Source organism: Scandinavium sp., from assembly GCF_032012665.1.
Taxonomy (GTDB): domain Bacteria; phylum Pseudomonadota; class Gammaproteobacteria; order Enterobacterales; family Enterobacteriaceae; genus Scandinavium.
The window spans coordinates 1-25,379 of record NZ_DALZVG010000035.1 but is presented as its reverse complement, the minus strand read 5'-3'; the positions used below and the strand labels follow the sequence as shown (position 1 = coordinate 25,379).

Below are 25,379 nucleotides of genomic sequence, written 5' to 3'. Positions count from 1 at the left end.
TTTTCGCCTGTGGCACTGCCCCCACTGTTTCACTCCCCCTGTAAAACAGTGATTATCGTTTCGGATAATTTTGCCAATTTGAGAATGTTTTTTAGAATAGCCATACATACAGACGTCAAAGCAGACTATCCACGGGGAGTAACCATGTTTCCAAATCTCAAAAAATGGGCCTTTTTCTATTTCTCACCCGATTTTTCTCCAGAGAAAAACACCGTGATCCACAGAAACGAAAGCAATAGCTGTGAGTTTATTACCGTCGGGTTTAGCCCCTCAGCAAAAACCGATGGTTCAATCATTCAGGTAGCAAAACAGCTCATCAGTGAGGGCGTTCAGGTTATTGAGATCTGCGGTGGTTTTGGTCCGACCTGGGTAACCAAAATTTCTGAAGCCGTTGGGCCGGACGTCCCGGTTGGCACCGTCATGTACGGCCCCGAGCATCGGGCAGCACTGCTACACATCATGAAACCTTAACGGTTTCGCCGGACCGCACTTACCCATGAAAGGAAAGCCCTAACCGTTTTTCCTGCGATAAGAAAGGTCTCTTGCTTCGAAATGAAAAACGCCCCGGCATAATTGTCGGGGCGCAACCTCAGTTGTAGGCGTGTAGCGTACGCTGGCAGAGCGCGGATCGCACGCAATCCTCTGTGGTGAAGCGAACGATACCGACCATATCGTCCTCTTCAAAACGCGCCAGCGCATCGCTAAGACCGGACTGCACACCGCGCGGTAAGTCACACTGCGTGATGTCGCCGTTCACGATGACCGTTACGTTTTCCCCGAGGCGCGTCAGGAACATCTTCATTTGCGCTGCGGTCACGTTCTGGGCCTCGTCCAGAATCACCACCGCATTTTCAAAGGTACGTCCGCGCATGTAGGCGAACGGCGCGATTTCTACCTTGCCAATTTCCGGGCGCAGGCAGTATTGCATGAAGGACGCCCCCAGCCTTCTGACAAGCACGTCATAGACCGGGCGGAAGTACGGGGCGAACTTCTCAGAGATATCGCCGGGTAAGAAGCCAAGATCTTCATCGGCCTGCAGAACCGGACGGGTAACGATAATCCTCTCCACATCCTTATGGATCAGGGCCTCTGCCGCTTTCGCTGCGCTGATCCAGGTTTTCCCACACCCGGCTTCGCCGGTGGCGAAGATCAGCTGTTTACTCTCAATTGCATTCAGGTAGTGCGCCTGAGCTTCATTACGCGCTTCAATTGGAGAATGATCGCGGCTGTCCCGCGCCATGCCAATTGCTTCTACGCCGCCCATCTGCACAAGCGAGGTGACCGATTCTTCTTCACGCTGTTTATGGCTCCGTGAATCCCGTCTCAGCACACGTTTTGCTTCACGACGAGCTTTGATCACTGCTTTTTGTCTTCCCATGGATAGCACCTTGAGTTGTTGGTCAACATTACACGTGCTGGTTACATCAGCACGATTATGCGCACTAACGTCTGAGGTTTGGCTTCCTTGTAAGCCATTGCTTGCTGGTTGATGAGAGGTGATGACGCGACTACGCGCACCGCGCATCACATCGGTGGATTCTTTGGCTGCTGTGGAAGAGGGAAATTTAGTGGTGAAGACGTCGCTGCCGGAGGTGTGGCCTCCGCGCTGGGTGCTGCGGTTATGTTTGCTTTTCTGTCCAGTACAGGACCCAACCATTAGCGATCTCCTAAGTGAACCTTCACTGCCGGGAACTACCGCTGTTGTATTAAGTACATCACCAATTATCATTAATGCAACATATTTTTTACTTAAAGCTAACGAACGTGCATTTTCCCGGCCGGGATCAGTTTCTGACAGAAATATTACAGAATTATATCAATCACCTGCCAATACAAAAAAATGATGGACGCAGGGGGAAGATAAAATGTGACCAGATGAAACAATAAGGCGGGTAACGGTTTCTTTTTGCCTGCTGCGCTTATCGGGCCTGGATAGGGTATTTAGTAGGCCCGGCAAGCACAGCGCCGCCGGGCAGTAATTCAGGCTTCGAGAAGTGGCTGGGCGAGGTAGCCCGATTTGTCTTTCACACCCGGCAGCACGAAGAAATATCCGCCACCAATCGGCTTGATGTACTCCTCCAGCGCCTCGCCATTGAGCCGCTTCTGCACGGTCAGGAAGCCTTTCTCCAGATCGTGCTGATAGCAGACAAACAGCAGCCCCATCTCCAGCTGGCCAGAGTTGGTGACGCCCAGCGAATAGCTGTAGCCACGGCGCATCATTAAGCTGGACTGGGTTTCCGGCGTGCGCGGATTAGCGAGACGGATATGGCTGTCGAGCGCAATCACATCGCCATTCGGGTCGCGATCATAGTCCGGCACATCGTGCTCGTTCTTCATGCCGAGCGGTGCACCGGAATGCTTGTCCCGCCCGAAAATGGTCTGCTGTTCCTTCAGCGGCGTCCGGTCCCAGAACTCTACGTGGAACGGGATAATTCTCACCGCCTGGTAAGACCCCCCAACGGCCCAGGCCGGCTCGCCCTGACCGTCCGTCACCCAGACAATCTCATCCATCAGCTTCGCATCTTTGCTGTCAGGATTCGCAGTGCCATCCTTAAAGCCGAGCAAATTCACCGGCGTTTCTTTGCCTTTGCTGCGTGCCGCGTGGTCAGAGATAAATCCTTCCCGCTTCCAGCGCACGCTCAGCAGATCCGGTGAGTGCTTGATGATGTCACGCAGGGCATGGATAACCGTATCCTGCGTGTTGGCGCAGATTTGCAGCAGCACGTCGCCATGGCAGAGTGCCGCATCCAGCGCGTCGTTCGGAAAGCGCGTCATCCGTTGCAGCTTCTTCGGCGCATGTGCCGCGAGGCCAAAACGTTCGTCGAACAGCGACTGCCCGACGGACACCGTAATGGTAAGGTTATCCGGTGCGATATAAGGCCCAAGGATCCCCGAATCCATCGGTGGAAGACGCGGGTTTGGCGTGTCGGGCGCAGGCCCACCGCTGGTCAGGAAAGTGATGCGATCGGTGAGCAGCTTAAAAAGCCGCTGCAGGTCATTTTTATCACTGGCCAGCACGTCAAACGCCACAATCATCATCGACGCCTGCTGGGGCGTCAACACGCCCGCCTGATGCGTGCCATAGAACGGCTGCGTTTCCATACGCGCATCGGGAGAAAGCGTACCCGGCGCACTTTGCGGTTTTGCCGCATGGGCGACCGGGCAGCCCCCGGTCAGCGCCAGCGCGCCTCCCAGCGCGCCGATGTTTTTCAGTAAGCGACGACGTGACGGCTCGGTCAGGTCATCCGGTTTGCTCTGTGCCATTACACTAGTCCAGTCCGAGGATCCCACGCAGCTGTGCCAGATCTTCCGCAAGGGTCGTGACTGGCCCTTTCAGCGCATTGCGATCGGCATCCGTCAGCTTATCGTACGTTTCATAGCCGTCTTTGGTTTTGTACTTCGCAAGAATGGTGTCGACTTTCTTGAAGTTGGCATCCACCTTCGCCAGCAGCGCGCTGTTTTCTTTTTGCAGCTGAGGACGCAGCAGGTTCACGATTTTCTGTGCACCGTCGACGTTGGCCTGGAAATCCCACAGATCGGTATGGCTGTAGCGGTCTTCTTCCCCGCTGATTTTGCTGGCGGCCACTTCTTCAATCAGGTCCGCAGCACCACCGACAACTTTAGACGGCGGGAACGCCAGTTCGCTGATGCGCTTTTGCAGTTCCAGCACGTCGTTGTTTAGCTTCGTCGCGTACTCTTCCATGCCCCTGGTGGTGTTGTCGCCAAACAGCGCTTTTTCCAGGCGGTGGAAGCCGGTGAATTTCGGATCTTCCGCTTTTTTCTCGTAGTCGTCTTCACGCGCGTCAATGCTGCCGTCGAGATCGGAGAACAGCTCGGCAATCGGTTCGATACGCTCATAATGCTGGCGTGTCGGAGCGTACAGCGCTTTGGCTTTTTCGATATCGCCCGCTTTCACCGCGTCTGTGAAGGCTTTGGTACCTTTCACAAGCTCAGCGGTTTCAGCCGTCACGTAGGCTTTGTAATCCGCAATCGCATCGCCAAGGCTGAGCACCGCGTTGGCTTTCGCCGCATCCGCCGTCGCTTCGCCTTTAACAGTCAGCGTCCCTTTCGGGTTGGTCAGCAGGCCGCAGGTCATTTCATACTGGCCCGGCTGCAGATTGGCGGTCATCTTCTGGGTGAAGCCCGGCGCGATATTCTCGCGCTCTTCCACGACCATCACGCCTTTGAGGATCTCCCACTCCAGGGCTTTCTGGCTGTGGTTCTGAATGATGAACTGCGTTTTGCCCGAGTTCACGGTGATGTTCATCGGCTCACACTGCTTGTCCGTCACCGTGACTTTAACCTGTGGAATATCGGCGGCCTGCGCGGCAAACGCAGAGGAGAACAGCGCAGCGATACCCAGCTGCAGCGCACTACGGCGGAAATTAATCGTCATGATCATCCCTTTTACCCAATGAGTATGTTGTAACTAAAATAGTGATTATGGTGCGCTGCGCGACGGCGTCGTTGCAGCCCGTGGCGGCAGTGCGAACAGCACCAGCGCCGGGATAAGGTAGATAAAGTACACAGCCACTTCGCTGACGCTCGGTGCTTCCTGGTAGCCAAAAATCCCTTCCAGCAGCGTGCCAAACAGCGTGTGGGTTGAGAGCGTATTGCTTAAATCAAAAGCGACACCCTGGAAGTGGTTCCACAACCCTGCCTCATGGAAGGCGCGGATAGCGCCTGCCGCCAGCCCGGCGGCCACCAACAGAATAAACAGGCTGGTCCACTTGAAGAATGCGCCAAGGTTCAGGCGGATACCGCCCCAGTAAATCATAAAGCCGAGTACCACGGCGGTCCCGAGGCCGAGCATCGCGCCCAGCGGCGGCCAGATGCCGAGATCCTGTTGAAAAGCAGCCAGCAGGAAAAATACGGACTCCAGTCCTTCGCGCGCCACGGCGAAAAAGACCATCAGAATCAGCGCCCAGCCGTGGTTGTTGCCTTTCTGAAGCGCGTTATCCACTGCCTCTTCCAGCTGCTTCTTCACGTTGCGCGACACTTTGCGCATCCAGAACACCATCCAGGTCAGGATAAACACCGCAATGACCGCCACGATGCCCTCAAACATCTCCTGCTCTTTCTGCGGAAATTCGCCGGTGGTTTCGTTGATGAAAATCCCGAGTCCAAGGCAAAGCGCAGCGGCGAGGAATACGCCAATCCACATGACGCCAATCCAGCGCCCTCGCTGCGTGCGTTTCAGATAGCTGGCGATAAGGCTGACGATAAGCGCCGCTTCCAGCCCTTCGCGTAACATGATGAGAAATGGAACAAACATGCCTGAAACCCTTCAGTGTGAACCGCAGTCAATGGATGCAAAGTTTCGTAAATATGAGTGATAGTGATTATCATTACGACGCAAAGAAACTCAAGTAAAATGTGCGGATAATGATGTCAGGTTGTAAAAAGTTTCCGGCGACAGGGTGAGCAGGCGAAGCAATTTATCTAAGCTTATTAACAGGTAATCGTTTACGTCGCTGAAGGGCTGTGGCTAAATAGGCGCCCGTTTACCTGCATATACACTGAAATGGCTAATCTACTCCACTTCCTGCTGGCGCTGGTGGTAATCCTCGCACTCGCCTGGCTGGTCAGTTTTGACCGCAAAACCATTCGCATTCGCTATATGGCCCAACTCATTATTATTGAAATGGCGCTGGCGTTCTTTTTCCTGCACGCCGAGAGCGGTTTAGTCCTGATTAAATCTGTATCAGGCATGTTTGAATCGCTGCTGAAATATGCCGCAGAGGGCAGCAATTTTGTCTTTGGTGGCATGAGCGACAAAGGCCTGGCCTTTATTTTCCTGGGCGTGCTGTGCCCGATTATTTTTATTTCGGCACTGATCGGTATTCTCCAGCACTGGCGTATTCTGCCCATTTTTATTCGCGTCATTGGCACGCTGCTGTCGAAAGTCAACGGTATGGGCAAGCTGGAATCTTTTAATGCGGTGAGCTCACTCATCCTCGGCCAGTCTGAAAACTTCATTGCTTACAAGGGGGTACTCGGCGACCTCTCCTCACGTCGGCTGTTCACCATGGCCGCCACGGCAATGTCGACGGTCTCCCTGTCAATTGTTGGCGCCTATATGACCATGCTCGACGCGAAATATGTGGTGGCGGCGCTGGTGCTGAATATGTTCAGCACCTTTATTATCCTGTCGGTGATTAATCCGACGCGCCCGGATGCCGAAGCGGAAATTAAGCTCGAGAAACTGCACGAATCACAGAGCTTCTTTGAAATGCTCGGAGAATATATTCTCGCTGGCTTCAAAGTGGCGATGATTATCCTGGCGATGCTGATCGGCTTTATCGCCCTGATCAGCGCGGTGAACGCCCTCTTCTCGACGATCTTTGGCCTGAGCTTCCAGGCGATTCTGGGCTACGTCTTCTACCCGCTGGCCTGGCTGATTGGCATTCCGCTGAGCGATGCGCTGCACGCAGGCAGCATTATGGCAACTAAGCTTGTGGCGAACGAGTTTGTGGCGATGATCGAACTGCAAAAGATTGCCGCAGAAATGACGCCGCGCGGACTGGGTATTCTGTCCGTGTTCCTCGTCTCCTTCGCTAACTTTGCGTCTATCGGCATCGTGGCGGGCGCCATTAAGGGGCTGAACGAGAAGCAGGGGAACGCGGTTTCCCGCTTTGGGCTGCGCCTGGTGTACGGCGCGACGCTGGTGAGTTTACTTTCGGCGAGCTTTGCTGGATTAGTATTGTAAGCTTATGCCCGGCGGCGCTACGCTTGCACGGGCCTACGGTTACCCGCCCGGCAGGTTTGTAGGCCGGGTAAGCGTAGCGCCCCCGGCAGATTTCATCAGAACTGCACGCAAACCGGCTGATCGACCCGCATCACCGATTCCTGCGCAAAGCGGGATTTGTAGACCCCCCGCAGGGCCTCAATATTCGTTTCGCTCTGCGCATCTTTGCCGTGAATCAGCATCAGGGCTTTGCTCTGCTCGCGCGCCACGGTGCCGTCATTACCGAGCCACTGCCCGCGCGCATCAAACACCGTCAGGCCATCCTTAAATCGCGGCGTCACGTCGCGGTCAACAAACTGCTGCCACTCCTGTGCCGTGATGTCCTTCCCTGCCGGACGACTCAGGCCGAAATAGAGCGTCGTCTGCTGCATCTGGTTTTCGGTTTTGCAACTTTGGGTGTCTGTTACGGCTTTCTGCGAGGGTGCCGTGCAACCGCTCAGTGCGATCGCCAGCGCGGCGGCGGCTAAGCCCGTTCTGATTTTCATTGTCTGCTATCCTCATTGTTTTTATGCCGGAAGATATCAGCGTATTTTCAGGTAATTAGCAAGAAAAAAGCCCGCTTTCGCGGGCTTCAGTTTACTCAGGTTGCAGCTTTGTCGGTGGCGCAGAGTGATAGTGCGCATCCGCGTCGGCAAAGCGCTTCAGCATTGATGCCGACGGCGCTTTGTCCAGCAGGCTGAACAGCACAATACCGATGCTGCCGAAAATAAAGCCCGGAATAATTTCGTACAGGCCGAGCCAGCCGAACTGTTTCCAGACGATGACGGTGATGGCCCCGATAATCATCCCTGCCAGCGCACCGTTGCGGGTCATGCGTGACCACATTACGGAGAACAGCACCACCGGCCCAAACGCGGCACCGAAGCCCGCCCATGCGTAGCTCACAAGACCAAGCACGCGGTTTTCCGGGTTAGCGGCCAGCGCAATCGCTACCAGCGCCACCACCAGCACCATCAGGCGCCCAACCCACACCAGCTCTTTCTGGCTCGCGCCTTTACGCAGGAAGGCCTTGTACAGGTCTTCGGTAATCGCACTGGAGCACACCAGCAGCTGGCAGCTCAGGGTGGACATCACCGCCGCCAGAATGGCCGACAGCAGGATCCCGGCAATCCACGGGTTGAACAGAATCTGCGCCAGTTCAATAAACACGCGCTCGCTGTTCTGGTTCACCGCGTTCGCCAGCTGTGGGTTAGTGTTGAAGAATGCAATGCCGAAGAAGCCGACGGCCACCGCGCCCGCCAGGCACAGGATCATCCAGGTCATGCTGATACGACGGGCATGCACGATGCTGTGATGGGAATCCGCCGCCATGAAGCGCGCCAGAATATGCGGCTGACCGAAGTAGCCCAGGCCCCAGCCCATCAGCGAAATAATCGCCACAAAGTTCAGGCCCTTGAGCATATCGACGTTCTCAATGCTCTTCTGCTTGATGACTTCCAGCGAATCGCCAAAGCCGCCGACTGTCAGGATGACAATCACCGGAGTCAGGATCAGGGCGAAAATCATCAGGCTTGCCTGCACGGTATCCGTCCAGCTCACGGCCAGGAAGCCGCCTATGAAGGTGTAAAGAATAGTCGCCGCTGCCCCGGCCCACAGCGCCGTTTCGTAGCTCATGCCGAAGGTGCTTTCAAACAGACGCGCCCCCGCCACAATGCCGGATGCACAATAGATGGTGAAGAAGAGCAGGATAACCAGCGCGGAGATAATGCGCAGCACACGGCTATTATCTTCGAAACGTCCGGTGAAATAGTCAGGCAGGGTCAAGGCGTTATTGTTAGCTTCGGTATGCACGCGCAGGCGCCCGGCCACCAGTTTCCAGTTAATCCATGCCCCCACGCACAGGCCAATAGCAATCCAGCTCTCGGAAATACCCGAGATGAAAATGGCGCCCGGCAGGCCCATCAGCAGCCAGCCGCTCATATCGGATGCGCCTGCAGAAAGCGCGGTCACAAATGGCCCGAGGCTACGGCCGCCCAGAATATAGTCGTCAAAATTTTTGGTGGAGCGCCAGGCAATAAAGCCAATCAGGATCATCCCCAAAATATAAATAAGAAACGTCACCACCATCGGTGTACTAGCCATAAATCATTCTCCAGAAAACGCTTTTTTATCCCTGAGTCCGGAACGAAGAATCAGGTTATTTATTACGGAAGGAGCGTATCCTGCCGTAAGCGGAATTTATTCACAAACGATTTAACACTGCATTTACAGATATTACACCCCGGCAATCAGACCATTTTTCTATAGGTTGCACTTGCTCACATTTTTATCGGTTGCACCTTTTGAAAATGTTAACTCCCGCATAAAACCTGGTCCTAATCATTATTCTTAGCGTGCTTTTTATTGTTAAACGCTTTTAACAATCCATTGCTTTTCCTGATTGCTGGCGAGGTCACACTTAACACGGTTGCACAAAGTTGCAACATGGTAGATATTTCTGTGCAACTAAAGCAGCAGTAACAGAACAACAGGAGTTTCTGGCATGGGCAGCACTACCATGGGCGTCAAACTTGACGATGCCACTCGCGAAAGAATTAGAAGCGCCGCAACCCGCATTGACCGCACCCCACACTGGCTGATCAAGCAGGCTATCTTTAACTATCTGGAAAAGCTGGAGAACGACGAAACATTGCCGGAGCTGCCGGCGCTCCTCTCCGGGGCCGCCAACGAAAGCGAGGAAGGCGTAATTCAGGCCGACGAAGCGCACCAGCCATTCCTTGAGTTTGCCGAGCAAATTCTGCCGCAATCGGTGTCGCGCTCAGCTATCACCGCCGCATGGCGTCGTCCTGAGACTGACGCTGTGCCAATGCTGCTGGAGCAGGCCCGTCTGCCGCAGGAAATTGCCCAGCAGGCACATAAGCTTGCTTATCAGCTGGCGGAAAAGCTGCGTAACCAGAAGAATGCGAGCGGTCGTGCAGGAATGGTGCAGAGCCTGCTGCAGGAGTTCTCCCTCTCTTCTCAGGAAGGCGTGGCGCTGATGTGCCTGGCGGAAGCATTACTGCGTATTCCGGATAAAGCCACCCGCGATGCGCTGATCCGCGACAAAATCAGCAACGGTAACTGGCAGTCGCACATTGGCCGCAGCCCGTCGCTGTTCGTCAACGCCGCCACCTGGGGGCTGCTGTTCACCGGTAAACTGGTATCAACGCACAACGAGGCCAGCCTCTCCCGCTCCCTGAACCGCATTATCGGCAAGAGCGGTGAGCCGCTGATCCGCAAAGGCGTGGACATGGCGATGCGCCTGATGGGCGAGCAATTTGTCACCGGAGAAACCATCTCAGAGGCGCTGGCTAACGCCCGCAAGCTCGAAGAAAAAGGCTTCCGCTACTCTTACGACATGCTGGGTGAAGCCGCCCTGACCGCCGCCGATGCGCAAGCGTATATGGTTTCCTACCAGCAGGCCATTCACTCAATTGGCAAAGCCTCAAACGGCCGCGGCATTTATGAAGGCCCGGGCATTTCCATTAAGCTCTCTGCCCTGCATCCGCGCTACAGTCGCGCGCAGTACGACCGTGTAATGGAAGAGCTTTACCCGCGACTAAAATCCCTGACCCTGCTGGCACGCCAGTATGACATCGGCATCAACATCGACGCCGAAGAGGCCGACCGCCTGGAGATCTCCCTCGACCTGCTGGAAAAACTCTGCTTCGAGCCGGATCTGGCGGGCTGGAACGGTATCGGTTTCGTCATTCAGGCCTATCAGAAACGCTGCCCGTTCGTGATTGACTACCTGACTGACCTTGCCACCCGTAGCCGTCGTCGCCTGATGATCCGCCTGGTGAAGGGCGCGTACTGGGACAGTGAAATCAAGCGTGCGCAGATGGACGGCCTTGAGGGCTACCCCGTTTATACCCGCAAGGTGTACACCGATGTCTCCTATCTCGCCTGCGCCAAAAAACTGCTGGCGGTGCCGAACCTGATTTATCCACAGTTCGCCACCCACAATGCCCATACGCTGGCGGCGATTTACCAGTTGGCGGGCCAGAACTATTATCCGGGACAGTATGAATTCCAGTGCCTGCATGGCATGGGGGAACCGCTGTACGAGCAGGTCGTGGGCAAAGTTGCCGACGGCAAGCTGAACCGACCATGCCGCATTTATGCTCCGGTGGGCACCCACGAAACGCTGCTGGCGTATCTGGTGCGTCGTCTGCTGGAAAACGGCGCTAACACCTCTTTCGTCAACCGCATTGCCGATACCAGCCTGCCACTCGACGAGCTGGTCGCCGACCCGGTCAGCGCGGTGGAAGCGCTGGCGCAGCAGGAAGGCAACATCGGCCTGCCGCATCCGAAGATCCCGCTGCCTCGCGCGCTGTATGGCGAAGGTCGCGATAACTCTGCCGGGCTCGATCTGGCGAATGAACACCGTCTCGCCTCCCTCTCCTCTTCCCTGCTCAACAGCGCGTTGCAGAAGTGGCACGCCAAACCGATGCTGGAACAGCCGACCGAAGAGGGCGATATGCAGCCGGTGGTGAACCCGGCAGAGCCGAAAGACATCGTAGGCTATGCCCGTGAAACCACCGAACAGGAAGTGGAACAGGCGCTGACCAGCGCGGTCAACAACGCGCCAATCTGGTTCGCCACGCCGCCGCAGGAGCGTGCCGCTATCCTCGAACGCGCTGCCGTGCTGATGGAAGGCCAGATGCAGCAGCTGATGGGCATTCTGGTGCGTGAGGCCGGAAAAACCTTCTCCAATGCCATCGCCGAAGTCCGCGAGGCGGTCGACTTCCTGCATTACTATGCAGGACAGGTTCGCGATGATTTCGCCAATGAAACGCACCGCCCGCTCGGACCGGTTGTCTGTATCAGTCCGTGGAACTTCCCGCTGGCGATCTTCACCGGGCAGATTGCGGCAGCCCTTGCCGCCGGCAACAGCGTGCTGGCAAAACCTGCGGAGCAAACGCCGCTGATTGCCGCTCAGGGCATCAACATTCTGCTGGAAGCAGGCGTGCCGCCGGGCGTGGTTCAGCTGCTGCCAGGCCGCGGGGAAACCGTTGGCGCACAGCTGACGTCCGATAACCGCGTGCGCGGCGTCATGTTCACTGGTTCCACCGAAGTCGCCACGCTGTTGCAGCGCAATATCGCCAGCCGCCTCGATCCACAGGGTCGCCCGACGCCGCTTATCGCCGAAACCGGTGGCATGAACGCGATGATTGTCGATTCCTCTGCGCTGACCGAACAGGTGGTGGTCGACGTGCTGGCTTCGGCGTTCGACAGCGCAGGTCAGCGCTGCTCCGCCCTGCGCGTGCTTTGTCTGCAGGATGACATTGCCGATCACACGCTGACGATGCTGAAAGGCGCGATGGCAGAGTGTCGCATGGGCAATCCAGGACGCATGACCACGGACATCGGCCCGGTGATTGATGCCGAAGCCAAAGGTAACATTGAGCGTCATATTCAGGCGCTGCGCAGTAAAGGCCGCCCGGTGTTCCAGGCCGCACGGGAAAACGGCGACGACCGCCGCGAATGGGCCACCGGCACCTTCGTGCCGCCAACGCTCATCGAGCTGGAGAGCTTTGACGAGCTGCAAAAGGAGGTCTTCGGCCCGGTTCTGCACGTGGTGCGCTACAGCCGCAACGAGCTGGACGCGCTGGTAGAGCAGATTAACGCCTCTGGCTACGGCTTAACCCTTGGCGTGCATACCCGTATCGATGAAACCATCGCCCAGGTCACCGGCAGCGCCAACGTCGGCAACCTGTACGTCAACCGTAATATGGTGGGTGCAGTGGTTGGCGTGCAGCCGTTCGGCGGTGAAGGCCTGTCGGGCACCGGCCCGAAAGCGGGTGGTCCAATGTATCTTTATCGCCTGCTCGCCAGCCGCCCGGACGACGCGCTGCTCACTACGCTCAACCGTCAGGATGCCGAACGTCCGGTCGACGCGCAGCTGAAAATGCTGCTTGAACAACCGCTGACGGCGCTGCGCGAATGGGCGAACAATCGCCCGGCACTGCAAACCCTTTGTACACGCTATGCGGAACTGGCGCAGGCCGGAACGCAGCGTCTGTTGCCAGGCCCAACCGGCGAGCGCAACACCTGGACGCTGATGCCGCGTGAACGCGTACTGTGTCTTGCGGATAACGAAGACGATGCGCTGATTCAGCTGGCCGCCGTCACCGCAGTGGGCTGTGAAGTGCTTTGGCCGGACGAAAGTCTGCACCGCTCGCTTGCCAAACAGCTTCCAAAAGCGGTCAACGAGCGTATTCACTTCGCTAAACGCGAGCAGATTACCGCAGAGCATTTCGACGCGGTCATCTACCACGGTGATTCTGACCAGCTGCGTGAGTTGTGTCAGCAGGTCGCGGCCCGCGACGGCGCGATTATTTCGGTGCAGGGCTTTGCCCGCGGCGAAACCAATCTGCTGCTGGAACGTCTTTACGTCGAGCGCTCGCTCAGCGTAAATACCGCAGCCGCAGGCGGCAATGCCAGCCTGATGACAATCGGCTAAAGCTGTGATTAATTAAGGCTCCGGAAACGGGGCCTTTTTTCTTTGGAGAGAATAATGAAACCGATCATTATCGCGACAGCACTGCTGTTCAGCACCGCTGCTCTCGCGGATGACTGCGGCAACGCCGGCAATCAGATTGACATGAACACCTGCGCCGCAAACCAGCTGAAAGCGGCGGACGGCAGGCTGAATAACGCTTACGGCACCGCGATGAAGCGCGCGCCGCAAGCCACTAAGGCGCTGCTGAAAACCGCACAGCAGAAATGGATTGCCCTGCGCGACGCTGACTGCGCGCTGATAAGCTCTGGCACCGAAGGCGGCAGCATCCAGCCGATGATCCACGCCCAGTGCCTGACCGACAAAACCGTCGAGCGCACCGCGTGGCTGGAGTCGCTGCTGAACTGCGAGGAAGGTGATTTAAGCTGCCCGCTGCCGCCGAAGCCTTAACGCAGGCGGATCCCCTCGATAATCATACGCTGTACGCTTTCCACCGTCTGCTGAAAGAACGCTTCATCCTGTAAGGTTTTACCGGTGACCGCCTCCACCTGCGTGGAAAAATCCGCGTAGTGCTGCGTGGCGGCCCAAATCATAAAGATCAGATGGTTAGGGTCAATTGCCGCCAGCTTGCCTTCCTTTACCCAGCCGGAAATAATCGCGGATTTATCATCCACCAGCGATTTCAAATCCCCCGTCAGCTCCGCCATCAACAACGGCGCACCCTGCAGCATTTCCAGGCAGAACAACCGCGAGGCCTCCGGATGATCGCGCGACACCTCCAGCTTGAGCCGAATATATTCGCCAATCGCCTCCAGCGGAGCAAACTCTTCACGAAACGCGCGCAGCGGCGCGAGCCAGATGTCGAGGATGTTGCGCATCACCGCCACGTACAGCGCTTCTTTTGACGGGTAGTAATACAGCAGATTGGTTTTCGACACCCCGGCCTGTTCCGCCACCTGTTCAAGACGGGTGCCGTGAATGCCAAACTGCGAGAAAGTGGTCAGGGCCGCGCTCAGAATTGCCTCTTTTTTGGCATTAACCGCCTGGCTGCGCTTCCCGGTTTTTTTGCAGGCTGCCTGCGTCATTCGCTCTCCTTATTCCTGTTCCGCACAGGCGTTGTCATTCCCTTCCGGCAAAGCGGCTTTTTTCTTTTTGAATTTCAGCTCGCTGACCAGCACGCCTGCGACGATAAACGCAGCGCCGAGCAGCGCCAGCATCGGCAAACGCTCTCCCGCCATACGGCCAAAAATGCCCGCCCAGACAGGCTCCCCCGTATAGATAACCGTTGCGCGGGTCGGCGAGACGCTGCGCTGTGCCCAGTTCATCACCACCTGAATAATCGCACTGAAAATACCCAGCCCCAGCGCCACCACCAGCAGGCCCGGCGAGAAGGACGGCACCGATTCGCCCGCCGGTATCATCATACTGAAGGCAACCAGCGACGCCGTAGCCAACTGCACGACCGTCACGCGCTTTACGTCGACTTTTCCGGCCCAGGCGCTAATCAGAATAATTTCCGCGGCAATGGCAAGCGCGCCCGCAAGCGTAATGAGCTCCCCTGCCCCCAGCGCCAGCAGATTGCCTTCCGGTCCGGCGAGTAAGATCAGGCCAACGAAGGCCAGCGCAATCCCGACGCAGGACATCAGCCCAGGCATTCTCCCGAGACAAAGCCATTGCAGCAGCGGCACCAGCGGCACATACATCGCGGTGATAAACGCCGATTTACTGCTGGAGATGGACTGTAGTCCCCAGGTTTGCAGGCTGTAGCCGAACGCGATCGCAACACCAATCGCCACGCCCGCTTTTAGCTCAAGCCACGTCATTCCACGCAGTGAACGCAATGAGAGCAGGCCAACCGCTATCGCCGCCGTAGCAAATCGCAGACCGACAAAGAAAAACGGATCGCTCAGGGTAACCGCGTACTGCACCGCAAGGAAAGTGCCACCCCAGAACATGGTGATGACAATCAGGAGCGCCTCCTGAGGCTTTACCGAGAATTGATAGCGTGAAAGAAAGGACATAGTACCGCCGGGATGACATTCAGCCCATCAGTGTGCAGATTCCCGGAGACAGCTGCAATAAAAAAACCGCCGGTCTTCACCGGCGGCAGGGAGAGAGGAGGCATGGTTAACCCCCTCTTACGGCATCTGAGCGCTAGCTGTTGCGGTTGCTGCCGTGGCTGTTTTTACCCCCTTTTTTACCAGCTTCGGACGCGCGCTGGGGATCGTTTTTAAAGTTCCCCCCGCTGTGCTGGCCACCTTTACGACCTGCTTCTGATGCTCTTTCGCGGTCTTCAGCAAAATTACCTGAACCGCCACGATGGTTTGCCATTACCGACCTCCGGTTGTACAGACATCATATTGCATTACGTGAATGTGGAAGATTCCACTACGCGAGCCGGGCCAAAGCCCTGTTTTCTGCCGCGTGGAACTAAGCTTAGTGGATGCCAATTATTCCTCCAGCAGTTGGTAATATTCTGCAACATGCGCCAGGCCAAAAGTATGGGATTACCGCTGCGTGTCTGATAAGCGCTTCTTATGACTTACGAAAAAAACGAAGACGAAAGTGTGTCAAAGTGCGACAAGACAATCGTTACGTTATTTATATATAAATACATGATTATTAATAGTTAATTCGTAGCGCTTCGCCATAAAGCGTAAGATCACAGCCCTTTAATAAGCGATGGCTTTATCCCATTAAATACACCCTCATCTGGCGACGCTTCCTCAAGGCTTCCCGGAGCCAGCAGGCCAGTGCAATTTCCTGCCAGAAAGTTGACCGGAACAGGGATGTGACCAACACTTTGAGGAGTATCTTTAGAAAACACAGTGTAAAAACGGAGAGTAACGCTATGAGTGGAAAGGCTAAAATTTTGGTTCTTTACTATTCCATGTACGGACACATTGAAACAATGGCGAAGGCCGTTGCCGAAGGAGCAAGCGGCGTTGATGGCGCAGAGGTCACCGTGAAACGCGTGCCGGAAACCATGTCAGCGGAGGTCTTCGCGAAAGCCGGAGGCAAAACCCACACCGCGCCGGTGGCCACGCCGCAGGAGCTGTCAGACTATGATGCCATCATCTTTGGTACGCCAACCCGCTTTGGCAATATGGCCGGACAAATGCGTACCTTCCTCGATCAAACCGGCGGCCTGTGGGCCTCGGGCGCTTTATACGGCAAACTCGGTAGCGTCTTTAGCTCTACGGGTACCGGCGGCGGCCAGGAACACACCATCAGCTCCACCTGGACGACCCTCGCCCATCACGGCATGGTAATTGTGCCCATCGGCTATGGCGCGCAGGAGCTGTTTGACGTTTCTCAGGTGCGCGGCGGTACGCCCTATGGCGCGACGACCATCGCAGGCGGCGACGGTTCCCGTCAGCCAAGCCAGGAAGAGCTGGCGATTGCCCGCTATCAGGGTAAACATGTTGCGGAACTGGCCGTAAAACTTAACGCTTAACCTTCCGTCAGGAGGAAAGACATGCCTACACAGGAATCAAAAGCGCATCACGTTGGCGAATGGGCCACCCTGCGTAACACCTCACCCGAAATCGCGGAAGCCATTTTTGAAGTGGCAAAATACGACGAAAAACTGGCAGAGAAAATCTGGGAAGAAGGCAACGACGAAGTGCTGTCGCTGGCTTTTGGGCGAACCGATAAAGACTCGCTCTTCTGGGGCGAACAAACTATCGAACGTAAAAACGTGTGACCTTAACTTACTCCCCCGCTCCCGCGGGGGAGTTTACTTTCAGCTCAATCTATTTTCCCGTCGCGGCACTGTTCAACACCGCATTGAATTTATCCACCGGACAGAATCCATTGGCATCCACCGGGCATCCGTTTAGCTCAAGCGTCACGCGCTGCGGCGGCGACTTGAGCGTCAGTACGTCGGCGTTACGCAGCTGTTCCGTGCTCTGATACACATACTCAATCTTCATCAGCTCGCGGTTGCCGCTCGTGTCGTGCCAGCGCTGGAACACGATTTTGCCGCCAATCGGCGTACGTTCGTACTGGTTCTGCAGCTGGTACGGTTTGAAGTCCAGCGCCATCAGCAATGAGGCAATATTAGAATCATGCCCCACCAGCAGCGTCACCTTCGGCGCCTTCGCGGCCTCCATGACCAGCGCTTTGTCGATGTATTTCACCAGAGGTGCCGCCACGTTGCGCGCCACGGCCGGAGAGGTAAACAGACTATCCTGATAGCCGTTTTTCAGCTCAGAGAGTAGGCGCCACTGCTGGTCGGTTTTGATTTGTCCCCATGCCACCTGATCGAGCGGGAAGCCTTCGTAATACTGGAGCGTAAAGGCATCCACCAGCGAATTGCCGACCTTCAGCGGCCCATTGACGCCCGGTTCTTTCTCATACGGCGCAATAAATTCGTCCTTGCCTTCCGGCAGTGAGCAAACCTTCTTCTCTTTGCAGGACGGTGAGTTCTGATAGCTGGTGATTTGCTCCAGCAGCTTGTAGCTCTCGTCGAGGTGCATTTTCTGACGTTCATCGCCCATCGCCTTCACCGCCTGCTGGCTGAACGCGGCAGAATCATCGGTGATCACCGGGTTAAACGTTGGGTCCATAGTGCCCATTTTTTCCTGGTGATGGACCGGTACGTCACAGCCCGGGAACGCACCCGTAATGAAGAACTGAGCCGTTGCCACGGTACGCTGCAGGCTGTTGGCGTAGGCATAGACCGTGCCCGGTACCGGGCATTCACCGGTCGTCACTATGCCCTGCTCCGCGAGCCATTCCCGCATGTAATGGCCCATATACACTTCCAGCACGCCGCCTTTGGTGGTGAGCTGCCCCCCGGGCACATCCCATTCAGGCCATTTGTTTGGCGTGGATTGCTCCAGCACGCTGCCGTTATTGGCAAGCGGCGCGCGCAGGTTATGACGGCTCATGATCAGCACCTGTTGTAGCTGATACCCCTGCGGGGCCTCCTGTGCCTGAATACCAGAACTTGCCAGAGTGGTGCCGACTATCGCGGCGGCCAGTACGCTTTTTCTCATCCCTAAACCCTCATGCGTTAATGAACGGCATTAATTGTGACAGATTGATGACAATTTTCCGGGAAGCCGCCAACAAACGGCGCAATTTCCCCTTTGTATAAGAAAAAGACCTTATACTACGCAGATCGGACGGCAGGAGTTTCCCTATGAAATCAGACGTAACCTACGAATTTCACCACTTTGGTATCCCGTTACAGGACGGCAAAACGGAAGGCGTGTACAGTGAAAAAGCGGGCATGTACACCGTCGATAATCCCGGAAAATTTCGCGTACAGTGGCATCGTTTCACAGACGACTCTCCCCTGCATCCGCTGTTGAAAACCGTGCCGCACGTGGCGCTAAAGGTAAATAATCTGGCCCGCGCCATTGAAGGTGAAGAGGTGATTCTCGGCCCTTACGAGCCCATCGATGACTACTTTGTGGCGGTGATCAACGACAACGGCGCTCCCGTCGAACTGATCCAGACCACGCTCAGCGACGACGAACTTTGGGGCCGGGCGCGGGACGGCCAGGGCAGCCTTTACCGTAAATGATGGCGGATGCTCTATGAACGTTCTTCGTCATCTTTTTAAAAAGTTAGCGTCACTACGCGCCCTCTTCCGGCCCCGGCGGCTGCTGGCAATCCTGACGCTGATACCTGGCGACAAAAGAGGCGGTTTCCGGGGATACGAAGATTCTGGCGCTGGTGAATTCGGACAAAAATCTCAGCAAAATCAGGCGCGCTCAGCCGGATATTATCTTTTCGCTGCAGACGCTTGCCAGCGAAATGCAGCCGCGAAAGCTGAGCGGGGAAAAAATGGAGACGGGAAACCTGATGGAATTGCTGTTTCAGGACGGCCATTGAAGCATAACTGGCATCGCTGGCGTGAAGATCTATGCTTATACAAGCAGTTGGATATTCAACCAAGGAGAAAGCGATGGGCTATTTCGAAATAAAGAAATCCGATAAAGAGTCTAAAGAACCGTACTACTTTGTGCTGAAAGCTGCCAACCATGAAGTGATTGCCCGCAGCGAAATGTACTCCACAAAAGCCGCGGCGCAAAAAGGCATTGCCTCAGTGCAAAAAAACGGGGCAACCACCGACGTGCGCGATAAAACGGTGTAACGTTACCGAAAAGCAAAAAGCCCGCATTCGCTGCGGGCTTTTTATTGTTAGGCTGACGAGATTTATTCCGTCACGCTTTTCTTCACATCTTCCGCACCGGCTTTGGTTTTATCCCAGGCTTTGGTGCTGCCTTCTTTCGTTGCGTTCCAGGCCTTTTCAGAACCCTGTTTGGTTTTATCCCACGCCTTTTCGCTGCCTTCTTTGGTGCGATTCCAGGCTTTCTCGCCGCTCTGCTTCATGTTGTCGGTAGCAGAACCGTCGCTGCGGGCTTTGTTGATCTGTTCCTGTGTGCGGTGTTCCGTTTGATGCAGTTTCTCTTTGGCAGTGTCTGCACCTGCGTGAGCCTGCTGCACCGTTTCGTCCGTGGCATGCTGAATTTCACCCTGTGCCATTGCACCGGTGGCGATAAACAGAAGGGACATAGCGATAGCTGTCTTTTTCATTGTGTATTCCTTTTATCTGAGTCCGGGATCCACTCTAGTTTTCGTCGCCGTCATTAACAACCCGATAATTCCTAATTGGATCAAGGCACTCGGAGATTGGGGAGAGTGAAAAGCGAGGAAAGCAGACTGGCAGGATAAAAATAAAGCGCCCCGCAGGGCGCTTATTGCCGTGCTGAAGCGAACTCAGGCGCCCTGACGGGTCGCGGCCAGTACAATCTCACGAATACAGACGTACTGCGGCTGGGAATAGGCATACTCAATCGCGTGAGCGATATCTTCCGGTGCCAGCACTTTGCCGCCCATATCCTGTTTCCAGGCCTGATAACCCGCTTTGATATCGTCACTGGTGGTATGGCTCAGCAGCTCGGTTTCCACAGCACCCGGGGCGATAACAACGACGCGGACGTTGTGCGGCGAAAGCTCTTCACGCAAATTTTCCGACATCCCGTGAACGGCAAATTTGGTACCGACATAAACGGTATGATTCGGGAAGGTCTTGCGGCCCGCTACGGAACTGATGTTGATAATGGTACCCGCTTTGCGCTCAATCATGCCGCTGGTCACGGCATGTACGCCGTTGAGCAGGCCTTTGACGTTCACGTCCAGCATCTGCTCCCACTCATTTGGGTTCTGCTGTTCGATGTTGCCAAGCAGCATCACACCGGCGTTGTTCACCAGTGCGTCGACCGGTCCAAACTTCGCTTCGGCCTTTTTCACCGCATCGGCAAACGCCTGACGGTCGGTTACGTCCACTGCGCAGCACAGGGTATTTGGCAGGTTCAGCGCATCCATACGCTCCACGCGACGCGCCAGCAGCAGCAACGCGTGGCCACGGCTCGAGAGCAGTTTCGCCGTCGACAGACCGATGCCAGAACTTGCGCCCGTAATCACAACCAAAGGTTTAGTCGCCGTACTCATAGATGTGCCTCATAAATTTAATTTATCTTTAAAGTCGAACTGCACTTTAAATCCTTTGCGATTTGGTGAAAAATGGTTTGTTTTTTTCACTGTCATAATAAATTTCTATGGATAAGCGTCAGCTCACTGCATTCATCCGCGTGTTTGAAGAACGTAACATCACCCGCGCGGCTCAACAGTTAAGTCTTACACAGCCTGCACTCTCTGCCACCATCAAGGCGCTGGAAGAGGAGTTAAGCATCTCGTTGTTCATCCGCAAAAGTCGCGGCGTTGAGGTGACGGAAGACGCACGGGTGCTCTATCCGCACGCGCGGAGGATGATTGATGATATGTCCGGCCTGGTGTCGCGCTTTCGCAAACGGCAGGACAAACTGCCGCTGCATATCGGTATTGAGGAAGACATCGCCTCGTCGTTTTTAACCGACATGCTGGCGAAGACCTCGGAAGATACCTCCGGCATGCTGCTGACGCTGCTGCCCGGCTGCACCGGCGATGTTCGCTTAGGCTGCGACAATTTGCGCTGTGAAGATGAGCTTTTCTTTCCGCTGTATGAAGAGAGCTACGTGCTGGCCTATCCTGCGGGGCATGCGGTCGGCCAGACGGAAGAGCTGCTGCCCGAGGAGCTGCATCATCAGACGTGGGTAATGGCGCCAGAGCATGAGTCCCACCAGCGCTTCCTGCCGTTTTACGGTCATTCTGCTGACAAACCCGGCGCCCATGCGGGTAATTTCTCGCTGGCGCTGGATCTGGTGGAAGCCGGGTTTGGCATTACGATCGCGCCAGTTTGCCTTGTGGAATCGCGCTGCTCTCTGGCATCACGTCCGCTGCCGGGCTATCCGATGATGCGCCGGATCGGCATCTGCTATGCCGCCCAGTCGCTGGCTAACCCGGCGGTGGAGCAACTGCTCGACAGCCTGGGGAAATAGCTATTTCGCGTTCAGTTCTTGCCAGCGTTTGTAGACGTTAATGGCCTCAGGATCCGCCTGCTGCACCATCGGCAGGCGGCGCTCACCGATCGGTTTGGCAAATTCGCCGTAGAACGTTTCCAGCTCGAAGTATTTGCGGTCATCGCGGTAATAGCGAACGTACTCCTCACGGGTGGTCACGTAGACAACCTTGCGCGGGCTACAGTAGTAAAGCGCACCCAGGCACATCGGGCATGGACTCGCCAGGATGTAGATATCGCAGTCACTCAGGTTTTCAGTGCCGAGCTTGCGGCAGGCTTCACGTACAGCGAGGATCTCCGCATGCGCCGTCGGGTCGTTGGTTTGCGCTACCTGGTTTGGGCTTTCAGCGACAATTTCTCCGTTGCGGGCTATCACCGTCGCAAACGGTCGACCGCCCTCTTCCACGTTTTTCATCGCCAGTTCAATCGTACGTTTCACAAAGTCCATCATTGGCTCCTTCTCCGGGTTGCAGGATATGACCTTCATCAAAGCGTAACGGAGCCCATTGATAAGATAAAAGTCTCAATTATTATTAAACCTATAATTTAAACTTATGAGAAAGCTGATGATCCTGCGCTATATCCACTATTTTCTTGCCGTGGCCGAACGGGGCAGCTTCACCCGCGCGGCGGCATCGTTGTATGTCTCGCAGCCTGCGCTATCTCAGCAGATCAAGCTGCTGGAGCAGGCGCTCGGCGTACCGCTTTTTGACCGTACCGGACGCACGATCCGTCTCACGGATGCCGGCCTGGTGTTTCAGCAGCATGCCCGCCAGGCGCTTGCCGAACTGGAAGCAGGCGCGCGCGCCGTTCATAACGTCGACGACCTGAGTCGGGGCCATTTGCGCCTTGGCGTCACGCCAACTTATATCCCCTGGCTGGTCGGCCCGCTGCTGGCAGCCTTCTGGCAGCGTTACCCGGGCGTCACGCTCAGTCTCAGTGAAGCCACGCAGGAACAGACGGAGCAGCAGCTGGTTAACGATGAACTCGATATAGGTCTGGGATTTTCAGGCGAGCACGCGGCAGAACTTACCGCTACGCCTCTGCTTGAGGAATCACTTGTCGCGGTAGTAAGTAAAACGCACACGCTGGCAAAACGGCAGCGCATAACCCTTGAAAGGCTCTCTTCGGAACCGCTGGTGCTGCTCGATAAAAGCTTTGCTACGCGCGTCGACATCGACAGGCAATGTCGGAAGCGCGCCGTGAGCCTGAAAATTGCGATGGAAAGCAACACGCTCGGCGCCATTACGGAGATGATCCAACATGCACCTTTGGCGACCATTTTACCTGATACTCTGGTGCGCGCCTGTGATGCACTTGGTTCGTTATCGATTGAACCGCCTCTGGCTAAGCGTACTGGCGTTCTGCTGGCGCGCAGAACGCATCAGCATGCTGCCGCGGGCGCGGGCGCGCTGAGTCGCGTTCTCAATGACGTACTGAAGGCAATGGGCATCGACCCGACTGGAACAGCTGGCGATTCCGCACTACCCTGAATCAGTCCTCCTGGCCTCAGGCCAGATTTCCAGAAAGTCCTGAAGGAGCCTTCATGAGCGAAGTTAAGATTGTCGCCACCTTAACCCCTTTCCCGGAACATATCGAAACGGTCCGTCGCGCCGCCCGTGCGATGCTGAAACCCACCCATCAGGAGGTAGGCTGTCTGCAGTACGATTTGCATGAAAGTCGTGCCATCCCCGATGTCCGCGAGCTGGCGAATCAGGGAGCGATTTCCTTCGTGTTCATTGAACGCTGGAAGTCCGAGGACGATCTGAAAAAACACGTGGCTATGCCCTATCACGATGATTTTCTGGATATCCTTGACGGAAAACTGGAGAACATCAGCGTTCAGCGCCTAACTGCCCTGCCCGACTGATTGCTCACGCTTTCAAGGGGACAACACGGTCCCCTTTCTCGTTTGCCGGACCATTGCGGCTAATCAGCCTTGCCAGGCAGACTGCCGGATAACTGAGCAGAAATTCAGCGGCTGAAAATCTCGCTCCTTGTCCTTAATGACATCGGCCTTCACGTTACCAAAAGTCGTTTGCGGCTTGTGCTTAATCCCATTGTAAAACGCTTCGATGATCTCCTCTTTAAAGCGCGGAGAGCGCGGATGCTGCGCAGTGACGGCTTCACGCTCGCTTTCGCTGAAAGTCGCAAAACCCATGCCGAGCACGTCCATTTCTACTCCTGCCGTCAGCAGAGCAATTTCGGGAACCATAAACTCCGGGATTCCCGGCGTGGTGTGCAGGGCAATAGCCGTCCAGACTTTGGTCACCTCCTCCTCAGAGACGCCATGACTCTGTAAAAAATCTTTCGCGGCGTTCGCCCCGTCCACTTCAAAGCGTTTATCACAGCTGCAATATTCGTGCGTCAGGCCGACGTCGTGGAACATGCATCCCACGTAGAGCAGCTCCTTGTCCACCTTTAACCCACGCTGCTGTCCTGCGAGCGCGCCCCAGTAATAGACGCGGCTTGAGTGATGAAACAGCAGTTCGTTTTCAGTGTCGCGCACGAACTCTGTGGCTGCCTTTGCCAGCGGGCTGTCGGGGATCGCGATATTTTTCAGCGCAGAGGACATTTTCTTCTCCTGTTGATTGAGTCAGAACAGTGTAAATGGCAATCTGCATGTCATCATTGGTCTTATAAAGACAAATAGAGACATTCCGATCAAAGAGGCCATGAAAAAGAGTGAAACGTACCATTGCGATACTTGCCGTGCCGGGCGTGCAGCTGCTGGACGTCTCCGGCCCGCTGGATGTGTTTGCCGAAGCCAATTCTTTGCTTCGCCGTGACGTGTATGAGCTGAAGATTGTGACGCTGGAGGCGGGCCCCGTGAGGGCCTCCTCAGGAATCGAAGTTGTGGGCCATCTCCGCCTGACTGAATGCGCGACATTCAGGCCAGATACGTTTCTTGTGGCGGGTATGCCTGATGCCGTGCGAAGAACCTTCAGCAATGAAATCTACGCAGACATCAAAAAACTCTGTGAGGCCAGCCGCCGGTTTGGCTCCATTTGTACAGGTGCATTTCTGCTGGCCCAGGCGGGCGTACTGACCAAGCGCACGGTGACGACGCACTGGTCATCTGCCGATGAACTGGCAAAAACCTGGCCGGATATTCGGGTGGATAAGGATGCTTTGTACGTGGCGGACGGCCCTGTCAGAACGGCGGCGGGCGTGACTTCCGGGATGGATCTGGCTTTGCGCCTGGTGGAGGAAGATTTGGGCAGGGAACCGGCGATGGAAATCGCCAGCAATCTGGTGATGTTTTTCCGACGCCCGGTCAACCAGAGCCATTATGTCCGGGGGCAAGAACTCTCCCTGAGCGGTCGCGAGGCGTTGCAGGAGCTTCAGCGCTGGGCGCTGACCCATCTCGGGAACATTCATTCCCTCAAGGACCTGGCCGATCATATCGGACTCAGCACCCGTCACCTTAATCGACTTTTTCGGGAACAGCTGGACGAGCGTCCAGGCGAATGGCTGGAAGCCTGCCGCATTAAGCGGGTCAGAGAGATGCTGGAAAGTTCGGATGCGCCGCTGAAAACAATCGCCGGTGCGGTAGGCTACAGCAGCGCGGACAGCCTGCGCCGGGCCTTTATCCGACACATGGGCATGACGCCGCCGATGTACCGCAAACTTCACCTGCGTAGCGTTTACTGACGCGTGCGTTGTCAAATTCGGTACAAAGAAAAACCCCAGCTCATCACTGAGCTGGGGTTTCATGTTTGGCGGAAGCGTAGAGATTCGAACTCTAGAACCCTTTCGGGTCGCCGGTTTTC

The 25,379-nt window shown here is 55.8% G+C and carries 28 protein-coding genes; 14 read left to right on the top strand and 14 right to left on the bottom strand.

Translation table 11 applies throughout. The features are described from left to right. On the top strand, nucleotides 1-471 hold a 471-nt coding region (locus RTU33_RS20145; protein ID WP_312629760.1), incomplete at its 5' end, for a DUF6506 family protein. Nucleotides 472-589: 118 nt separating this feature from the next. On the opposite strand, the gene phoH is transcribed toward RTU33_RS20145, so the two are convergent. Continuing rightward, nucleotides 590-1,378, bottom strand: a complete 789-nt coding sequence (phoH, locus tag RTU33_RS20140; protein ID WP_312629759.1) for a phosphate starvation-inducible protein PhoH — start codon at nucleotides 1,376-1,378, stop codon at nucleotides 590-592. Nucleotides 1,379-1,499: 121 nt separating this feature from the next. Here phoH and RTU33_RS20135 point away from each other — a divergent pair, with 121 nt between their 5' ends. Then, nucleotides 1,500-1,844 carry a hypothetical protein gene (locus tag RTU33_RS20135; RefSeq protein ID WP_312629758.1) on the top strand — a complete coding sequence of 115 codons (345 nt, stop codon included), beginning with the start codon at nucleotides 1,500-1,502 and terminating at the stop codon, nucleotides 1,842-1,844. A 136-nt stretch (nucleotides 1,845-1,980) separates the two neighbouring features. On the opposite strand, the gene efeB is transcribed toward RTU33_RS20135, so the two are convergent. The 3 genes from efeB to efeU are packed head-to-tail and all read right to left on the bottom strand — an operon-like array spanning nucleotide 1,981 to nucleotide 5,275. Further along, entirely contained in the window at nucleotides 1,981-3,264 is a 1,284-nt protein-coding gene (gene efeB, locus RTU33_RS20130; protein ID WP_312629756.1) for an iron uptake transporter deferrochelatase/peroxidase subunit, read from the bottom strand. Nucleotides 3,265-3,268: 4 nt separating this feature from the next. Continuing rightward, a complete protein-coding gene (gene efeO, locus RTU33_RS20125; RefSeq protein ID WP_312629753.1) occupies nucleotides 3,269-4,396 on the bottom strand; it encodes an iron uptake system protein EfeO in 1,128 nt (375 codons plus the stop codon). A gap of 45 nt (nucleotides 4,397-4,441) precedes the next feature. Beyond that, a complete protein-coding gene (efeU, locus tag RTU33_RS20120; RefSeq protein ID WP_312629751.1) occupies nucleotides 4,442-5,275 on the bottom strand; it encodes an iron uptake transporter permease EfeU in 834 nt (277 codons plus the stop codon). Nucleotides 5,276-5,524: 249 nt separating this feature from the next. On the opposite strand from efeU, the gene RTU33_RS20115 reads away from it, so the two are divergent. Beyond that, nucleotides 5,525-6,709, top strand: a complete 1,185-nt coding sequence (locus tag RTU33_RS20115; protein WP_312629750.1) for a nucleoside transporter C-terminal domain-containing protein — start codon at nucleotides 5,525-5,527, stop codon at nucleotides 6,707-6,709. Between the two features lie 95 nt (nucleotides 6,710-6,804). On the opposite strand, the gene RTU33_RS20110 is transcribed toward RTU33_RS20115, so the two are convergent. Further along, the gene (locus RTU33_RS20110) at nucleotides 6,805-7,233 is read right to left on the bottom strand and encodes a DUF3574 domain-containing protein (protein ID WP_312629749.1); all 429 of its coding nucleotides are present in this window, start codon (nucleotides 7,231-7,233) and stop codon (nucleotides 6,805-6,807) included. A gap of 91 nt (nucleotides 7,234-7,324) precedes the next feature. After that, the gene (gene putP, locus RTU33_RS20105) at nucleotides 7,325-8,830 is read right to left on the bottom strand and encodes a sodium/proline symporter PutP (protein WP_312629748.1); all 1,506 of its coding nucleotides are present in this window, start codon (nucleotides 8,828-8,830) and stop codon (nucleotides 7,325-7,327) included. A gap of 400 nt (nucleotides 8,831-9,230) precedes the next feature. Here putP and putA point away from each other — a divergent pair, with 400 nt between their 5' ends. After that, nucleotides 9,231-13,193, top strand: a complete 3,963-nt coding sequence (putA, locus tag RTU33_RS20100; RefSeq protein WP_312629747.1) for a trifunctional transcriptional regulator/proline dehydrogenase/L-glutamate gamma-semialdehyde dehydrogenase — start codon at nucleotides 9,231-9,233, stop codon at nucleotides 13,191-13,193. Between the two features lie 54 nt (nucleotides 13,194-13,247). Continuing rightward, nucleotides 13,248-13,640, top strand: coding sequence for a lysozyme inhibitor LprI family protein (locus RTU33_RS20095; protein ID WP_312629745.1), 393 nt, complete (start codon nucleotides 13,248-13,250; stop codon nucleotides 13,638-13,640). Here RTU33_RS20095 and rutR read toward each other — a convergent pair. The 3 genes from rutR to RTU33_RS20080 all read right to left on the bottom strand — a co-directional run bounded on the left by rutR (nucleotide 13,637) and on the right by RTU33_RS20080 (nucleotide 15,521). Continuing rightward, complete coding sequence (gene rutR / locus RTU33_RS20090) at nucleotides 13,637-14,275, bottom strand: HTH-type transcriptional regulator RutR (protein WP_312629744.1); 639 nt, start codon at nucleotides 14,273-14,275, stop codon at nucleotides 13,637-13,639. The two genes, RTU33_RS20095 and rutR, sit on opposite strands and share 4 nt — an antisense overlap. Before the next feature lie 9 nt (nucleotides 14,276-14,284). After that, entirely contained in the window at nucleotides 14,285-15,211 is a 927-nt protein-coding gene (locus RTU33_RS20085) for a DMT family transporter (protein WP_312629743.1), read from the bottom strand. A 133-nt stretch (nucleotides 15,212-15,344) separates the two neighbouring features. Then, nucleotides 15,345-15,521, bottom strand: a complete 177-nt coding sequence (locus RTU33_RS20080; RefSeq protein ID WP_097164821.1) for a general stress protein — start codon at nucleotides 15,519-15,521, stop codon at nucleotides 15,345-15,347. Nucleotides 15,522-16,041: 520 nt separating this feature from the next. Here RTU33_RS20080 and wrbA point away from each other — a divergent pair. Then, complete coding sequence (gene wrbA / locus RTU33_RS20075; protein ID WP_312629741.1) at nucleotides 16,042-16,647, top strand: NAD(P)H:quinone oxidoreductase; 606 nt, start codon at nucleotides 16,042-16,044, stop codon at nucleotides 16,645-16,647. A 21-nt stretch (nucleotides 16,648-16,668) separates the two neighbouring features. Continuing rightward, nucleotides 16,669-16,896 carry a YccJ family protein gene (locus RTU33_RS20070; RefSeq protein WP_312629740.1) on the top strand — a complete coding sequence of 76 codons (228 nt, stop codon included), beginning with the start codon at nucleotides 16,669-16,671 and terminating at the stop codon, nucleotides 16,894-16,896. 49 nt (nucleotides 16,897-16,945) lie between these two features. Here the strand turns inward: RTU33_RS20070 and agp are convergent, their stop codons facing one another. Beyond that, nucleotides 16,946-18,193: a bifunctional glucose-1-phosphatase/inositol phosphatase gene (gene agp / locus RTU33_RS20065; RefSeq protein ID WP_312629738.1), complete on the bottom strand. Its 1,248-nt coding sequence runs from the start codon at nucleotides 18,191-18,193 to the stop codon at nucleotides 16,946-16,948. A 146-nt stretch (nucleotides 18,194-18,339) separates the two neighbouring features. Here agp and RTU33_RS20060 point away from each other — a divergent pair, with 146 nt between their 5' ends. Genes RTU33_RS20060 through RTU33_RS20050 form a run of 3 tightly spaced genes read left to right on the top strand, consistent with a single transcriptional unit; the run spans nucleotide 18,340 to nucleotide 19,299 of the window. After that, the gene (locus RTU33_RS20060; RefSeq protein ID WP_312629737.1) at nucleotides 18,340-18,726 is read left to right on the top strand and encodes a hypothetical protein; all 387 of its coding nucleotides are present in this window, start codon (nucleotides 18,340-18,342) and stop codon (nucleotides 18,724-18,726) included. A gap of 13 nt (nucleotides 18,727-18,739) precedes the next feature. Further along, entirely contained in the window at nucleotides 18,740-19,129 is a 390-nt protein-coding gene (locus RTU33_RS20055) for a hypothetical protein (RefSeq protein WP_312629736.1), read from the top strand. After that, nucleotides 19,111-19,299 carry a YegP family protein gene (locus RTU33_RS20050; protein WP_312629735.1) on the top strand — a complete coding sequence of 63 codons (189 nt, stop codon included), beginning with the start codon at nucleotides 19,111-19,113 and terminating at the stop codon, nucleotides 19,297-19,299. Before RTU33_RS20055 ends, RTU33_RS20050 begins: the two co-directional genes overlap by 19 nt. A 62-nt stretch (nucleotides 19,300-19,361) precedes the next feature. Here RTU33_RS20050 and RTU33_RS20045 read toward each other — a convergent pair whose 3' ends face one another. Together RTU33_RS20045 and RTU33_RS20040 are read right to left on the bottom strand one after the other, a co-directional pair. After that, complete coding sequence (locus tag RTU33_RS20045) at nucleotides 19,362-19,742, bottom strand: hypothetical protein (RefSeq protein ID WP_312629734.1); 381 nt, start codon at nucleotides 19,740-19,742, stop codon at nucleotides 19,362-19,364. A 183-nt stretch (nucleotides 19,743-19,925) separates the two neighbouring features. Further along, nucleotides 19,926-20,660: an SDR family oxidoreductase gene (locus RTU33_RS20040; RefSeq protein ID WP_312629733.1), complete on the bottom strand. Its 735-nt coding sequence runs from the start codon at nucleotides 20,658-20,660 to the stop codon at nucleotides 19,926-19,928. A gap of 107 nt (nucleotides 20,661-20,767) precedes the next feature. Between RTU33_RS20040 and RTU33_RS20035 the strand changes: the two genes are divergently transcribed. After that, complete coding sequence (locus RTU33_RS20035) at nucleotides 20,768-21,586, top strand: LysR family transcriptional regulator (RefSeq protein WP_312629732.1); 819 nt, start codon at nucleotides 20,768-20,770, stop codon at nucleotides 21,584-21,586. On the opposite strand, the gene RTU33_RS20030 is transcribed toward RTU33_RS20035, so the two are convergent. Then, nucleotides 21,587-22,057, bottom strand: a complete 471-nt coding sequence (locus RTU33_RS20030; RefSeq protein ID WP_312629730.1) for a nucleoside deaminase — start codon at nucleotides 22,055-22,057, stop codon at nucleotides 21,587-21,589. Nucleotides 22,058-22,172: 115 nt separating this feature from the next. On the opposite strand from RTU33_RS20030, the gene cynR reads away from it, so the two are divergent. Both cynR and RTU33_RS20020 read left to right on the top strand, forming a co-directional pair. Beyond that, nucleotides 22,173-23,099 carry a transcriptional regulator CynR gene (gene cynR, locus RTU33_RS20025; protein ID WP_312629729.1) on the top strand — a complete coding sequence of 309 codons (927 nt, stop codon included), beginning with the start codon at nucleotides 22,173-22,175 and terminating at the stop codon, nucleotides 23,097-23,099. A 53-nt stretch (nucleotides 23,100-23,152) separates the two neighbouring features. Continuing rightward, nucleotides 23,153-23,476 (top strand): putative quinol monooxygenase, encoded by a 324-nt coding sequence (locus tag RTU33_RS20020; RefSeq protein ID WP_312629728.1) that lies wholly within the window; start codon nucleotides 23,153-23,155, stop codon nucleotides 23,474-23,476. 63 nt (nucleotides 23,477-23,539) lie between these two features. On the opposite strand, the gene RTU33_RS20015 is transcribed toward RTU33_RS20020, so the two are convergent. After that, on the bottom strand, nucleotides 23,540-24,181 hold the full coding sequence (locus tag RTU33_RS20015) for an HD domain-containing protein (RefSeq protein ID WP_312629727.1): 642 nt from the start codon (nucleotides 24,179-24,181) through the stop codon (nucleotides 23,540-23,542). A 110-nt stretch (nucleotides 24,182-24,291) separates the two neighbouring features. Here RTU33_RS20015 and RTU33_RS20010 point away from each other — a divergent pair, with 110 nt between their 5' ends. Then, nucleotides 24,292-25,260 carry a helix-turn-helix domain-containing protein gene (locus RTU33_RS20010; protein ID WP_312629726.1) on the top strand — a complete coding sequence of 323 codons (969 nt, stop codon included), beginning with the start codon at nucleotides 24,292-24,294 and terminating at the stop codon, nucleotides 25,258-25,260. Nucleotides 25,261-25,379 lie beyond the last annotated feature (119 nt).